Source organism: Saccharibacillus sacchari DSM 19268, from assembly GCF_000585395.1.
GTDB classification, from domain to species: domain Bacteria; phylum Bacillota; class Bacilli; order Paenibacillales; family Paenibacillaceae; genus Saccharibacillus; species Saccharibacillus sacchari.
Map to the genome: position 1 here is coordinate 5834088 of NZ_KK073875.1, position 12229 is coordinate 5846316.

The window sequence follows — 12229 nt, forward strand, 5'->3', positions numbered from 1 at the left end:
CTACATCTTATATAGAGCCTATCTCCGGCATTACGACTTAGGCAAAAAGCCCATCCGATCGCGAACGCCTTTCATCGTTTCTTCCGCTACGGCCTCCGCCCGCTCTGCGCCCTTGGCCAGAATGCGCGTGATTTCGCCGGATTCGCGGATTTGGTGATAACGCTGCTGCAAAGGTTCGAGAACGGAAACGACGGCTTCGCCCAGTTCTTTTTTGAACGCGCCGTACATTTTGCCTTCGAAATGCGCTTGAACTTGATCCAGCGTCATTCCCGTACACTCCGCATAGATGCCCATCAGGTTGCTGACTTCCGGTTTTTCGGCCGGATCGTAACGAACTTCGCCGCCCGAATCGGTCGTTGCGCGGTTCAGCTTCTTGCGGATGACGTCCGGCGGATCAAGCAGAGCGATGTAGCTGCCTGCATTTGCATTGCTCTTGCTCATTTTTTTCGAAGCATCGTCAAGACCCATCACGCGTGCGCCGACCTTCGGAATATACGGCTCCGGTACGGTAAAGAAATCGCCATAACGAGCATTAAAACGTCCGGCCAGATCGCGAGTCAGCTCCAAATGCTGCTTCTGGTCTTCGCCGACCGGAACAAGATCCGCCTGATACAGCAAAATATCGGCCGCCATCAGCGACGGATAAACGAACAAGCCCGCTCCGACCGAGCTTTTGCCGTCCGATTTGTCTTTGAACTGGGTCATGCGTTCCAATTCGCCCATTCCGGTCAGCGTCGTCATCAACCAGCCCAGCTCGGCATGCTGACGCACATGGGACTGCATGAAGATATTCGACTTTTCCGGATCGATGCCTGCCGCCGCATAAAGCGTCGCGACCGATTCCGATTGCTCGCGCAGTGCCGCAGGATCTTGGGGAACCGTAACGGCATGCAGGTCAACGACCGAAAAGAAACACTCATAATCATGCTGAAGCGCCACGAAATTTTTGATGGCGCCGATGTAGTTGCCGATGGTCAGTTGACCGCTTGGCTGAATGCCGGATAATACCTTTTTCATAAGATTGAATGCCTCCGTTTCTTCATGTAAAGCTTGAATCAAAGCCGAAAAACGCAAAAAGGCCCAGTCCGCAAGGGACGTGAGCCGTGGTGCCACCCTTATTCATCGGTCGAGAAAAGCTGCTGCAACCGATCTTAACCGCTCCGATAACGGGAAGCGAGGTCCGGCCTGCCTATTTCGGAACGTAAACGTCCGGTTCAGCATGGCACTCCGGGGTCCATTCGCCAAGGCGGTCTTCACTGGCTTGCATCGACCGCCAGCTTTCTGCAAAATCCCGCTCCTGTTTACTTGTCCCCATCATTGCGTTGTTCGACTTATTTGTTCCCCATCATACAAGTCGCGGAAAGCCCTTGTCAATCTATTAGGACATGGACGCAAACCTGCCGAAGCGCACATTCATTCCCTTCGGCGTTCGCGTTCATGCCCGGATTGCCGATGCGCATCCGGCTCCCTTTCCGGAAGTGCGCATCTTTCCCAAATCTGTTCAGGTTAAGAAAGCTCGGAACGGGCTTCCTTGTAAGCAGGCTTTGGATAGCGGATCATGCTGCTGGCCATGTTGTAGTTCGACTCGAACTGGGCATCGACCACGATTGCGGCTTTGCGGATCGCAAAATCATAATTGATCTCGCCGTGCGTCCAGTTTTTCTTGTAGTTGAGCGACTCGATAGCCATATTGCGAAAGGTACGGATCTGTTGTTCGTTCAATCCATGCTCCGGACCTTCCACGTGACCGTCACGTCCCGCAAGCGGCGTATGGCGAATGCCGAATTTACCAACGACATTATTGCGGATCTGGATGAACAACGTACCTGCTTCAAGTCCGGACAATTCTTCGCTTAATTCCTTAAATACGATATCAAGCTGTCTGGGAAGCGAATATTCATTAACGACAAACATGCTAGTCCCCCTCATAAGTAACACCTAAATACGTGTAATGCTTAGCCTTTTATACCGGTATGTAGCGCTTAAGTCTCATTATAAATGGATGAATTCCCGCCTTCAATACAGACCGAAAGAATTAGGCAAATATGACTATTTAAATGCAAATAACCACCAATTTTAAGTCATAAACGAACAAAAAACGAGCAGATTCGACTTCTGCTCGTCTTTTTTCGAGTTTTGCTTTTTAACTATCAAAAGTATACTTCAGGATTTTCAAATTAATTTCGTTAACTTTTCAGTATCTTATTCTTGGATTATCCAACTTTCGATGCGGTCATATCCAAGAAAGATCGGACGTCCGCCACGCTCATATCCACCGCTGCCTGCCAAAAGTCCGGTTTTGTCAGATCGACGCCTAAATGCTTTGATGCCAGTTCCTCTACAGTCATACGGCCGGTATCGAGCAGCAGCGCATCGTATTTGTCGGCGAAGCTCTGTCCTTCACGCTGTGCTTGCGCATAGATCCCCGCACTGAACAGGTAGCCGAACGTATACGGGAAGTTGTAGAACGGCACGCCCGTATTGTAAAAATGCAGCTTGGACGCCCAGAAATGAGGATGGTAGTCGTCCAGCGCGCCGCAAAATGCTTCTTCCTGCGCTTCGACCATCAGCGCGCTCAAGTCTTGAGGCGTCAGCAGGCCGGAACGGCGTTTCTCGTAAAAGCGGGTCTCGAACAGGAAGCGCGCATGGATGTTCATGAAAAAAGCGACGCTGCGCTGAATTTTGTCTTCAAGCAATACGATGCGTTCTTCCTCCGTCGCCGCCTTTTTGACCAACGAATCGGCTACGATCATCTCCGCAAAAGTCGAAGCCGTCTCGGCCACGTTCATCGCGTAACGCTGACTAAAAGTCGGAAGCTCATCCATGACGTGCTGGTGATATCCGTGTCCCAGCTCGTGCGCCAAAGTGGAGACATTGGACGCCGTGCCGCTATAGGTCATGAAAATGCGCGTCTGCTTGGTCAGCGGAAGGGCTGTGCAGAATCCGCCCGGACGCTTGCCCGCGCGGTCTTCCGCTTCGATCCAATGGTTGTCGAACGCGCGCTGGGCAAAATCGGCCATGCGCGGGCTGAAGCTGCGGAATTGCTCCACGATCAGATCGGCGGCATCGTCGTAATCGATCTTCGATTCCGACTCCCCGATCGGCGCATCGACGTCGTGCCAGCCCAGCTTTTCCGTGCCGAGCAAGCGGGCTTTGCGGTTCAGGTATTCGACGAAGATCGCTTTGTTGTCCGTGATCGCCTGCCACATCGCGGACAGCGTTTTGCCGGACATGCGATTGATCTCCAAGGGTTCGCGCAGCACGTCGTCCCAGCCGCGTTTTTCATACAAGGACAACCGGAATCCGGCCAAGTGGTTCAGCGTATCCGCGCAGTAATCTTCTACATCCGTCCAGGCCTGTTCCCAGTTGCGTCCCATCTCTTCGCGCTGTTTCGGATCGGAAGAGCCCAGCTTGTTCGCCGCCTGCGCCGCCGACAGAAGTTGGGTCTCGCCGTTTTCTTCGTATTTCACTCGCACATGGCGAATGATCGTGTTATAGAAGCTGCTCCAGCCCTGGTATCCGTCGACCGACAACGAAAGCGCCAGACTTTCCAGCTCCGGCGTCATTTTGTCGCGCGCTTGGGCACGGCTTTCGCTGAGGTTGAACGAAATCGGAGCCACGGATTCGCGTGTCGTCCAAGCTTCCCAAACCTCATCTTCCGTGTTTTGCAGGATGCTGTCGAACGTCGCGACCACGCTTTGCCAACGAGCACGGATCGAACCTACGCGTGCCGACAGTTGGCCTGCTTTCTGATCATTCTGATCCTGCGCGCTCAAACAGGATACAAACGCTCCGGCTTGCCGAAAACGCGCCGAAACACTTTGAACGTTTTCGAAAATAGGGTCAAAAACGTCGGTCTGCTCCACGCTCGCAGGCGGGTTCAAACTTCCGATTTGCGCAGCAAGCGCATCGACGTCCGCCGCCAGTTTTTTCAGAAAATCGTCAAACTCGCCCGAAGCTGATCCTCCCGGAAAAACAGTTTCCAAATCCCATGTTTGTCTCAAGCGATTGCTCATGTTCATTCGCACCTTTCGTCTTGAAAATCGATCATCTTATATATTCCGACACGGTCCGTTCATGTGCGCTGTATGGTGTTTGACAGTGCCTCATGGTACAGTATTAACTATAGCGAAAACGTCTCATGAAGCCAAATCTAACACGGGAGGGAACAAGCAATGAGACCTCTGCAAATCTCGCCGGACACGGCGATTAAACTTTCCAAACAATTAAATGTTCCGATCGAACATTTGATGCATATGCCGCAAAATATCCTGATGCAACGAATGGCCGAGCTAGCGAAAAAGGAAGCGGCCGAAGCGGCAAATGCCAAGCCCGAAGACGATACCGAAGGGAATAAGTAATCGATGATTCCTTTTGAAAAGGCACTGCCGTATGACCGCATGATGGGTGATTTAACGGTTCCGAAGTGCCCGTTTTGCGGCGCGGAGAATGTTCTGCTGCCGATCAAGCCGTCGGAGATTCCGGATATTCAAACGGGGAAAAAACGGCTGACGGTGTTTCCTTGCTGTCACGGGCGGTTGACGGTGCTGGACTGCGATGACGATTATTTGATGACGGACACGGTTGTGAAGTGACTGTTTTGCTTTCGCCCGGGTTGAAAGTCTGGAGCGGGGGAGGGAGAAGGCTCCGAGAGAAATTGTCAGCATAAGCTTCCGAAGTGCATTTCTTCGAAATGCTTTAAAACGCTGTCTCACCCGGAAAATGGTTTGAATATAGAGTGGGATTTTTCCGGGTTCAAAGGCGTTTTTCACTGAATTTCTCTCTCCACCTTCTCCCTCCCAGCTACGTTGGACTTTCAGGGGCGAACAAACACGAGGCTTAACACCCGTGTTTTTGGGTTTAAGAGAAAAAAGCAAAGACCTTCGAAGCCGTTTCCTCTTCGAAGGTCTTTTTGGTTCTTTAATAATTGGGAAATCGGGATAGAGCGGGAAGCGTAAATTAAAGCAAGTTGGTAAGTTGTTAGGTGTAAGCATTGTTACGTTGACGAAAAGACGATGCAGCAAACGGAAAGCCTTTTGCTCGTTTCGGCTTCTTTTCTTGTTAGCGTAAAGCTACCTCGTTCGGGAAAAACCGTGCCAAGTAATCCTTGTTCCGCTCCAGCATCTCGTCCAGCATCTTTTCCGCGTCGTTTACCGAAGGCACCAACGGATGATGTGCCAACGCGGTCAGCGCAAGCTCCCGGCTTCCGGTTACGGCTGCCTGAATCGCGAGCTGCTCGTACGTTTTTACCGCATGGATCAAGCCTTTGGCGGCTTCCGGAACGATCTGTACCGGAATCGGCACGGGGCCGGTCTTCAATACTTTGCAATTCACTTCGATGCAGGCGTCGTCGGGCAGGAAATCGAGGTTGCCGTTGTTGGCGACGTTCAGCGTCTGGATGTCGCCTTTGTCGTTGTAGAGGGAGTTCATCAGCTTCACGGCGGCTTCGGAATAATAAGCGCCGCCGCGCTGTTCAAGCTGCTTCGGCTTTTCGGCCAGGTTGACGTCTTCGTACAGCTCGAACAGTTCGTCTTCCAGACGCTGCACCGTTTCCGCCCGGGTCTCGCCTTTCGCCGCGGCTTCCTGCTGTTCGGCCAGAAGCTCGCGGTGCAGGTAAAAATATTTCAGGTAATACGACGGGACGGACTTCAACGTACGCAGCAGCGCGCCGTTCCACTCGTACTGCGGGACGTTTTTCGCGGAGTAACCGTCTCGGTTATCCAGCAATTCTTCCAGCTTCGATTGCCCGTCGATCTCGATCCGGCTGATGTAATGCAGATGGTTGAGTCCGGCGAATTCGCAATAGATGCGTTCCGCAGGGACATCATACAGTTTCGACAACCATTTGTACGCGGCGATCGGGGAGTTGCACAAACCGATCGTTTTGATGCGCGAATGCTTGTTGATCGCCTCCGTTACCATGCCCGCGGGATTCGTAAAGTTGAGCAGCCAAGCGTCGGGGCATAGTTCCTCCATGTCGCGTGCCACGTCCAGCAGCACCGGAATGGTACGGAGCGCTTTCATCATGCCACCCGGCCCGGTCGTTTCCTGCCCGATCATGCCGTACTTGAGCGGAATAGTCTCGTCCCATCCACGCGCTTCGAGCATCCCGACTCGCATTTGCGTGGAAACGAAATCGGCATCAGCCAAGGCCGAGCGTCGGTCCAGCGTCAGCTTGACCTCGATCGGCAAGCCGGATTTCGCGACCATGCGCTGGGCCAGTTTGCCGACCGTGTTGAGCTTGCGAAGTCCCGGCTCGATATCGACCAGCACGATCTCCGTCACGGGGAAGGTCGCATAGTTTAAAATAAATCCTTCGATCAGTTCGGGCGTATACGAGGAACCGCCTCCGATGACTGCGATTTTCAACTTTTTGCTCATGATACGCTCGCCGCCTTTACGCTTAATTGATGATGAATCCGGTCGTACACCTCTTTGTCCACACTTTCTTCCTGACCGATCGCCATGAACAAAGCGCCTGCGACCGGTTCCAATGTCAAGACCGTCGGTTCGCACCCCGGCGCCAACTCCCGAATCTGCGCATCCAAATGAGGCAGAATGTATCGGCTGTCGCCGCGCGTCAAAATGCTCCCGGCCATCACAAGATCAAACTGATCATCTTCCATCCGTAGTTTGCGAATCACAGCTCCGGCGGCTTTGCCGAGTTCCCGACCTTGTTTCGCTAAAATGCTTTGCGCCGTCTCGTCCTGCTCGGCGACCTCGAACAATAACTTCGCGAGATCTCTCGGAATACGCCGCTCGTGATCCAAATAATGATGGAACATTTCTTCTTCCGAAGCCATCGCCAGCATCCGCAGCGCAGGTTCCGACAGCAGCGTGGATCGTTCCCGCCCCTCCCAAGCACGAATGACCGAACGGAACACTTCGACCGCCAAATCCGAACCGCCGCCGAAATCCCCGAACGCGTAACCGAATCCGCCCACCTGAAGTTCTTCCCCCTGCCGATTGATCCCATAACAGTTCGTTCCCGATCCGCAGATCACGACGACGCCGTGAGCCTGCTTCGTTCCGGCCCGAAGACCGATGACGGTGTCGCAAACGATCTCATGGTCGCCCATATCCAGCTCCGCGATCATCGGCCTCAAAATCCGAAAATCCGCTTCGCGATCCGCTCCCGCCAATCCGAACACTGAACGAACCACCTGCTCTTTGCCGATCCCGGCTTGCTGCAAAGCTTCGCCTACGGCTGCTCGAATATTGCGCTGCGCAAGCTCGACGCCCAACTGATGATTGCCGCAGCCGCTCACTGCCCGTCCCGCGATGCGGCCCGACTCATCGCAGACCACGGCCAGTGTTTTGCTGCCTCCTCCGTCAACGCCCAAATAATAGTCCAAAAGCTCGCTCCTCTCCGATTCGCAGCGGTGAATTGTCAAAGCAATAATGCCGGATAGGGCCGATCGGGAACCGATTGCTCCCAACCGGCCCCGCGATGATTCCCGGTATGTCGCGCTTCTCATTCGTTTACCGCTTTACCGTCCCAACTTTTCAAGATTCTCTTTCCACTTCTGCGTTTTATACTCCAGCAGCTGCGCGTAACCCACCTGCTGGGCATCCTTTTCCGCCTGATCCAGAATCGCCAGCACTTCCTCTTCGCTGCCCGCGTTCAAAATGGCTTGCGCTTTGGCTTTCTCGTAGATTTCTCCGACACTTTGCTCGATAATCCCTTCGTTCGTGTCGCCGGCAGGGTTCAAATTGACGAATTCCGTCGTATCGTACTGCGTTTTCCACGTGATTTCGGACTGCCATTTGGTTTCCCAGCTTTTTTTATCCTCCGGAAGCGTCGATTCAAACTTCATCTTGGAATTGTCCACGTACACGGTATTGCCGACCCATTGCAGATTGACCGTGGAATTCATCAGTTCGTCGCGCCCTTTGGTATCACTGGTAAAAGCATCCGTGAACTTCGGCGCTTCTTCTTCGTCCACGCCATCCCAATACAACCCTTCCGGTCCCCACATGCTGATGCGCTGACCTTCCGGCCCGGTGAGCCAATCGAGGAACGCGAATACCGCTTCCGGGTCTTTTGCCGATTTGGTGATCACGCTGACGTTCCAGCCGAGCTGGTTGTACGTGCCCGGGAAAATCTTGTTTTTGTCCAAGCCTTCTTTATGCACCGGCCAGACCATGATATAGCCTGCTTCCGGATCTTCTTCGCTCAAAATGGAGTTGCCGATCGCGCCGAATTCGGTCGGGCTCGATGCCACGTAGACCGCCGCTTTGCCGGTAATGATCTTCTGCTCCACCTGCTCCAGCGGCTGGGTGAACGCATCCTGGCTGATCAACTTCTCGCGGTACAGTCGGTTGGCGTACACCAGCGTTTCGCGGAAGACCTCATCCGTGAACACGGAGGTCAGCGCATCGCCCGACGGGATGGCCTTCATGCTGAGCGAGCTGTACTGATAGGGACGATTTTCCGCAAAAGCCGACGTCATGATATCCACGCCGCCCGCGGATTGTCCGACTTCGAGCGGCACGACATCCGGGTACTTGGCTTTGACCTGCACCAGGTAGTCATACAGTTCGTCGGTCGTCTCAAGAGACGGCGCGCCGAGGTCGTTGTAGATTTTTTTGTTCACCAGATAGCCCGCGTTGCCGTTCGGCTGCGTCGTGTACCAGTTCGGGAACTGATACAGCTTGCCGTCCTCGGAACGCAGCATGTCGATCGTCTCCTGGCCGGCCCACTTTTTCAAATTCGGATATTTGTCCAGATAATCGTCGAACGGCACGAGCGCCCCGGCTTTTCGCAGCGATTCCACGTCGGCTCCGCGCTCCGTCCAGATCACGTCCGGCAGCTCGCCCGACACGATCATCGTGCTCAGCTTTTGCTTGGCGTTGCCGCCTGAGCTGATTGGCACGACGTTGACCTTTTTGTTGGCTTTGATCCACTCCGACGCCTTGTCCTCGCCCCAGTTCGGCATCGTGTACCAGTCATAGTGGCCGTAGAAGGAAAACTCCAACGGCTGCTCGCCCAGCACGTAAGCATTGCCCGCCGCTTCCGCCGTGCTTCCTTCTCCTCCTTTGGCCTCGCCGGACACGGTTGACGAACCGCCTCCGCCCGTGCATCCCGTCATTGCCAACGTCAACGCCAGCAGCGCCGACCCGAATCCGAACACTTTTTTCCCGTTTTTCATCATTTTGCCCCCTTCGTCGCTTTGTCTATTCCTTGAGTGAACCGACCAGCACGCCTTTAACAAAATATTTTTGCAGGAAAGGATACACGCATAAAATGGGAATCGTCGCGACCATCATGGTAGCCATCGAGAGCGACTTGGTGGTGACGGCCTTCATCCGCCCCATTCGACCTTGAGCCGCCGAATCCATCTGGGCCATCTGCTCGCTCATGATATTGGAATTCAGGATCTGCTGAAGCTTGGTCTGAATCGGGAGCAGATCGGCGTTACTGATATAGATGCTCGGCGTAAACCAATCATTCCAGTGATACACCGCGGTAAAAAGGGACAGCGTCGCGATAACCGGACCCGACAGCGGAAGCACGATCCGGAACAACACCCCCCAGTTCGAGCAGCCGTCGATTTTAGCCGATTCTTCGAGTCCCGCCGGTATGCCTTTGAAAAAGGTTCGGAAAATGATCATGTTCCACACGCTGATCAGCCCCGGAATGACCATGACCCAGAAGCTGTTGAACAGGTCGAGCGAACGGATGAGCAGGAACGTCGGAATCAATCCGCCGCTGAAATACATCGTGATGATGCAAAAGACCATATAGCCTTTTCGCCCGATCAGCTCGGACTTGCTCATGCCGTAGGCGAAAATCGCGGTAGCGCCGATCGACAGCAGCGTGCCGATGACCGTGCGCAGTACCGAAATGACGAACCCGTTGATCAGTCTGCTGTCCTCGAACACCACGGCGTAATTTTCCAGCGTGAACGACCGGGGCCAAAACGTGATGCCGCCGCGCATGGTGTCTGTTCCGTTATTGAACGAGATCACTGCCGCGTTCCAGAACGGGTAAAATGAGAAGAAAGCCATGAGCGCGAGCAGCGCGTAAATGATGAAGAGCAGCGTGCGGTCACCTGCGGATTGTTTCATGGGTTTGGGCCTCCTTTCGGGTTGAGCGTAGGCTGCACGGGCTTATGATCTACCAAAGGCTGTTCCCGGACTTGCGGGCCGCATAGTTCGCGCCCACCAGCAGCAGCACGCCGAGCAAGGATTTGAACAATCCGGCCGCCGTCGCGTACGAGTAACGGTTGTTTTGAATACCGGTTCGGTACACATATGTATCGAGTACGTCGCCTACGTCGCGCAGCACCGGGTTGGAGCCGAGCAAGAGAATGTCTTCGAATCCGGCGCTGAGCAGGTTGCCGATCGCCAGGATCAGGAACACGATGATGACAGGCAGGATCGCAGGCAGCGTAATGGAAAAAATCTGCCGCAGCTTGCCCGCCCCGTCCATCGCCGCGGCTTCGTGCATATGCGGGTCGACGCCCGCGATCGCCGCGAGGTATACGATGGAAGCGAAGCCGATTTCTTTCCAAACGCCCGTCGTAACCAGGATCGTCCAGAAATATTCCGGCAGAGAAAGGAAATTGATCGGTTCTTTGATCAGATTCAAGTTTTGCAGCAGCATGTTGACGCTCCCGTTTTCCGTGGACAGCATCGACATCACGAAGCCCGACACGATGACCCAAGACAGGAAGTGCGGCAGGTAGCTGATCGTTTGCACGACCTTTTTGAACACCCGATTCCTGACTTCGTTCAGCAGCAGCGCCAGAATGATCGGAGCCGGGAAACCGATAAGCAGCTTCAGCAAACTGATGACGACCGTGTTGCGAATGACCGTCCAGAACTCCGGCGCGCCGAAGAACATCTCGAAGTGCTTGAAGCCGACCCACGGACTGCCTGCGAATCCTTCGAACAAACTGTAGTCCTGAAACGCCATCAATACCCCGTACATCGGGATGTAGCTGAAAACGAAGATGAACAGCAGCGGCGGTAGCACCATCAGTTGAAGATCCCATTGCCTACCGAAACGCTTGAACAGCGACGGCTTGACTTTGGACTTTTCGATCGTTACGCGGTGGGTAGTATTCTGCATACGAACCTCCTTTCTGATACGCTTTTTGTACGCTTTCCATGCAAGGTGTAAGTAGGAGTCACCCTTCAAGTTACTTTTCCTGACTCAATCTTACTCAGGCGAACGTCCTTCTACTCCGCTAAAACGATCATAAACCGGCACTATCTTACTGCCGCAGACATTAGCCTTACTGCGAATATGTCTAGGCTCGGTTCCGATGTGCCTTTTGAACAGGCGATTGAAGTTCGACAACGTGCGGAATCCGCACTCCATGGCGATGTCCACGATCTTCAAATCCGACGTCTCCAGCAGGTGGTAAGCATGCTCCAAACGAATCTGAATCAGATACATCAGCGGCGAGACGCCGACCGTGCGCCGGAAAATATCACTGAAGCGCGAAGGACTTAAATATGCCAAAGAAGCCAACTCCTCCAATGTCCAGGAATGCGCGTAGCGATTCTCCATCTCCCGGATCACCAGACGCATTTTCTCAAGTTGGGCATGGGATACGCTCCCCGTATGCTGCTGAACGTTCTCTTGACGGAAGTAGCGATTGACCTGTACGAAAAATTGCAGCATATACGCGTAGACGACTGAAATATAAGAAGGGCGCGCCGCCACATGCTCTTCTTGAATATTCAAAAGCAGCTCTCGCAGCGCGGGAAGATGAGGATTATTGCGATCGAGAATATGCGTAAAATAAACGCCCATTTCTTTGAATGCACTTAAAACATCCGGATCGGAGCGCTGATTGCCGATAAACCAAGCCGCGTCAAACGTGATGACCTGCATGACCAAGCCTTCGCGCTCATAGGCACAATGCAAAGCAGCGGAGTCGATCAAAACGATATCCCCCGGCTGAAAATCATAGGTGACGCCATTGATGATGTAATAGCCCGTCCCTGCTTTAATCATGTTAATCTCCAGCGCATCATGCGAATGCAGCCTCTGATACTGCGTCGTCACTCCGATCGTGTCCGAAAGATGAATCGGATACTCCCGCGAGAACACCACTTTTTCCTTGGCTTTATCTTCGATTCCGAGCCCTGTCATTGAAATCCCCCGTTTCGTCATTTGCTAATTTTACTGTATTTTCAACGAAACTTGCTGTATCTTACTGATTTATTCTGAAAAAGCTTCTTTTGATGATGTACAGCACTATCTTAGAGCGGC

11 protein-coding genes and 1 other annotated feature are annotated in these 12229 nt (G+C 53.4%); of the genes, 2 read left to right on the forward strand and 9 right to left on the reverse strand.

Features of this window, described 5'->3' with window-relative positions:
- Positions 1–30 precede the first annotated feature (30 nt).
- The 3 genes from trpS to SACSAC_RS25350 all read right to left on the reverse strand — a co-directional run bounded on the left by trpS (position 31) and on the right by SACSAC_RS25350 (position 4016).
- A complete protein-coding gene (gene trpS / locus SACSAC_RS25340; RefSeq protein ID WP_037293765.1) occupies positions 31–1017 on the reverse strand; it encodes a tryptophan--tRNA ligase in 987 nt (328 codons plus the stop codon).
- Positions 1018–1087: 70 nt separating this feature from the next.
- Positions 1088–1327 (reverse strand) — a binding site (T-box leader).
- 179 nt (positions 1328–1506) lie between these two features.
- Entirely contained in the window at positions 1507–1914 is a 408-nt protein-coding gene (locus SACSAC_RS25345) for a hypothetical protein (RefSeq protein WP_037291241.1), read from the reverse strand.
- 299 nt (positions 1915–2213) lie between these two features.
- Positions 2214–4016, reverse strand: coding sequence for a M3 family oligoendopeptidase (locus tag SACSAC_RS25350; RefSeq protein ID WP_037291243.1), 1803 nt, complete (start codon positions 4014–4016; stop codon positions 2214–2216).
- Positions 4017–4175: 159 nt separating this feature from the next.
- Between SACSAC_RS25350 and SACSAC_RS25355 the strand changes: the two genes are divergently transcribed.
- Entirely contained in the window at positions 4176–4361 is a 186-nt protein-coding gene (locus SACSAC_RS25355; RefSeq protein WP_037291248.1) for a YycC family protein, read from the forward strand.
- A gap of 3 nt (positions 4362–4364) precedes the next feature.
- Positions 4365–4595 carry a hypothetical protein gene (locus SACSAC_RS25360; RefSeq protein WP_037291250.1) on the forward strand — a complete coding sequence of 77 codons (231 nt, stop codon included), beginning with the start codon at positions 4365–4367 and terminating at the stop codon, positions 4593–4595.
- 466 nt (positions 4596–5061) lie between these two features.
- On the opposite strand, the gene SACSAC_RS25365 is transcribed toward SACSAC_RS25360, so the two are convergent.
- The 6 genes from SACSAC_RS25365 to SACSAC_RS25390 all read right to left on the reverse strand — a co-directional run bounded on the left by SACSAC_RS25365 (position 5062) and on the right by SACSAC_RS25390 (position 12109).
- Positions 5062–6381, reverse strand: a complete 1320-nt coding sequence (locus SACSAC_RS25365; protein ID WP_037291252.1) for a 6-phospho-beta-glucosidase — start codon at positions 6379–6381, stop codon at positions 5062–5064.
- Entirely contained in the window at positions 6378–7355 is a 978-nt protein-coding gene (locus tag SACSAC_RS25370; protein WP_037291255.1) for an N-acetylglucosamine kinase, read from the reverse strand. Before SACSAC_RS25370 ends, SACSAC_RS25365 begins: the two co-directional genes overlap by 4 nt.
- Before the next feature lie 135 nt (positions 7356–7490).
- A complete protein-coding gene (locus SACSAC_RS25375; protein WP_051507412.1) occupies positions 7491–9155 on the reverse strand; it encodes an extracellular solute-binding protein in 1665 nt (554 codons plus the stop codon).
- Between the two features lie 22 nt (positions 9156–9177).
- Entirely contained in the window at positions 9178–10071 is an 894-nt protein-coding gene (locus SACSAC_RS25380; RefSeq protein WP_037291261.1) for a carbohydrate ABC transporter permease, read from the reverse strand.
- 49 nt (positions 10072–10120) lie between these two features.
- Entirely contained in the window at positions 10121–11077 is a 957-nt protein-coding gene (locus tag SACSAC_RS25385; protein ID WP_037291263.1) for an ABC transporter permease, read from the reverse strand.
- Between the two features lie 90 nt (positions 11078–11167).
- Positions 11168–12109, reverse strand: coding sequence for an AraC family transcriptional regulator (locus SACSAC_RS25390; RefSeq protein WP_051507413.1), 942 nt, complete (start codon positions 12107–12109; stop codon positions 11168–11170).
- Between the last annotated feature and the right edge of the window lie 120 nt (positions 12110–12229).

Bases quoted from the DNA above. Each gene is read 5' to 3' on its own strand.
- SACSAC_RS25390 (WP_051507413.1), bottom strand. From the start codon at position 12,109: ATGACAGGGCTCGGAATCGAAGATAAAGCCAAGGAAAAAGTGGTGTTC.
- SACSAC_RS25350 (WP_037291243.1), bottom strand. From the start codon at position 4,016: ATGAGCAATCGCTTGAGACAAACATGGGATTTGGAAACTGTTTTTCCG.
- trpS (WP_037293765.1), bottom strand. From the start codon at position 1,017: ATGAAAAAGGTATTATCCGGCATTCAGCCAAGCGGTCAACTGACCATC.
- SACSAC_RS25385 (WP_037291263.1), bottom strand. From the start codon at position 11,077: ATGCAGAATACTACCCACCGCGTAACGATCGAAAAGTCCAAAGTCAAG.
- SACSAC_RS25365 (WP_037291252.1), bottom strand. From the start codon at position 6,381: ATGAGCAAAAAGTTGAAAATCGCAGTCATCGGAGGCGGTTCCTCGTAT.
- SACSAC_RS25360 (WP_037291250.1), top strand. From the start codon at position 4,365: ATGATTCCTTTTGAAAAGGCACTGCCGTATGACCGCATGATGGGTGAT.
- SACSAC_RS25375 (WP_051507412.1), bottom strand. From the start codon at position 9,155: ATGATGAAAAACGGGAAAAAAGTGTTCGGATTCGGGTCGGCGCTGCTG.
- SACSAC_RS25380 (WP_037291261.1), bottom strand. From the start codon at position 10,071: ATGAAACAATCCGCAGGTGACCGCACGCTGCTCTTCATCATTTACGCG.
- SACSAC_RS25345 (WP_037291241.1), bottom strand. From the start codon at position 1,914: ATGTTTGTCGTTAATGAATATTCGCTTCCCAGACAGCTTGATATCGTA.
- SACSAC_RS25355 (WP_037291248.1), top strand. From the start codon at position 4,176: ATGAGACCTCTGCAAATCTCGCCGGACACGGCGATTAAACTTTCCAAA.